Raw genomic sequence first — 1,421 nt, 5'->3', positions numbered from 1 at the left:
CCGTCGGCGGCAGCGGTGGTGGCGGCGGGAACACGGGCGGTGGCGGCGCACCCGGCGGCGGTGGCAACACCGGGGGTGGCGGCAGCAGCGGCTGCACCGTGACCGCCACCCGCGGCGAGGACTGGGGTGACCGGTTCAACGTCACCTACACCGTGAGCGGCTCGAGCAGCTGGTCGGTCAACCTGAACCTCAACTCGGGCCAGAGCATCCAGAACAGCTGGAACGCCAACCTCAGCGGCAGCGGCTCGACGCGCACCGCGACCCCCAACGGGAACGGCAACAGCTTCGGTGTGACCGTGATGAAGAACGGGAACGACACCATCCCGGCGGCCACGTGCTCGACGTCCGGCGGGGGCAGCACCGGCGGCGGTGGCGCACCTGGCGGCGGGAACACGGGCGGCAGCAGCGGCTGCACCGTGTCGGTCAGCCGGGGCGAGCAGTGGGGCGACCGGTTCAACGTCAGCTACTCGGTCTCGGGCTCGAGCAGCTGGACGGTGACCATCAACCTCAACGGCGGCCAGAGCCTGCAGAGCAGCTGGAACGCCAACGTGACCCAGAGCGGCAACACCGTGACCGCAAGGTCCAACGGGTCCGGCAACAGCTTCGGGACGACGATCTACTCCAACGGCAACACCACGATGCCGACCGCGACCTGCCGGGCAGGCTGACGGCCCAGCGGACCGAGGGCGGGGAGGCGACCGTGCCTCCCCGCCCTCAGTCGTGCGCACGGCGTCACTGAGAGCCGTCCCACCGCTCCCGGGTCCGAACAGTGAGACGGATCTCAGATCCGATCCCGGAACTTTCGAGCGACCGACGACGCGGTTGCGGGGGCTGGTCAGGACGTTTCGACTGGGAGCCTTCCCACCCGCACCTGACCAGCGATCGCGCATCGACCGACACCGACCGCCCCCACCCGGAGCAGGCCGGACTTATCACTTCTGCCACCTTGGTGCAAGTTAATCCCTTAGGCCCCTCTCGCCCCACGGTCACGGGGTTGCGACGTTTGTCACAGCCACGCAGACTCGAGCCACGGAGAAAGGCCCGGACCCACGTCGGCCATCAATGGAGAGATGACGTGCCGACAATGCACGGGAAGCCCTTGGAAGAAGGCCCTTTCTCATGCGACGCATGCAATTCACGAAGGAGTGAGAATGTCCACCAGCTCTACCCTCGGACAAGGCGCCACGACGCGCCGTGGTCGTGCCCTCCGAGCAGCACTCAGCATCGGTGCCGCCGGCGCACTGGTCACCGGGGCGCTCGCTGCGCCCGCATCGGCCCAGGTGACCGAGAACCAGCAGGGAACCCATGACGGGTACTTCTTCTCGTTCTGGACCGACGCCCCCGGCACGGTCTCGATGCAGCAGGGCCCGGGCGGCAACTACAGCACCCAGTGGCGCGACACCGGCAACTTCGTCATCGGC

2 protein-coding genes are annotated in these 1,421 nt (G+C 68.3%); both read left to right on the top strand.

Going from position 1 to position 1,421, the window contains the following annotated elements; genetic code table 11:
* Nucleotides 1-668: cellulose binding domain-containing protein (locus tag N869_RS16730; RefSeq protein ID WP_198026107.1), on the top strand; the 668-nt coding region annotated here is incomplete at its 5' end.
* A 483-nt stretch (nucleotides 669-1,151) separates the two neighbouring features.
* On the top strand, nucleotides 1,152-1,421 hold a 270-nt coding region (locus N869_RS17115; protein ID WP_198026106.1), incomplete at its 3' end, for a glycoside hydrolase family 11 protein.

Source organism: Cellulomonas bogoriensis 69B4 = DSM 16987, from assembly GCF_000767165.1.
GTDB lineage: Bacteria > Actinomycetota > Actinomycetes > Actinomycetales > Cellulomonadaceae > Actinotalea > Actinotalea bogoriensis.
This window is presented reverse-complemented; position numbering and strand designations above follow the sequence as displayed.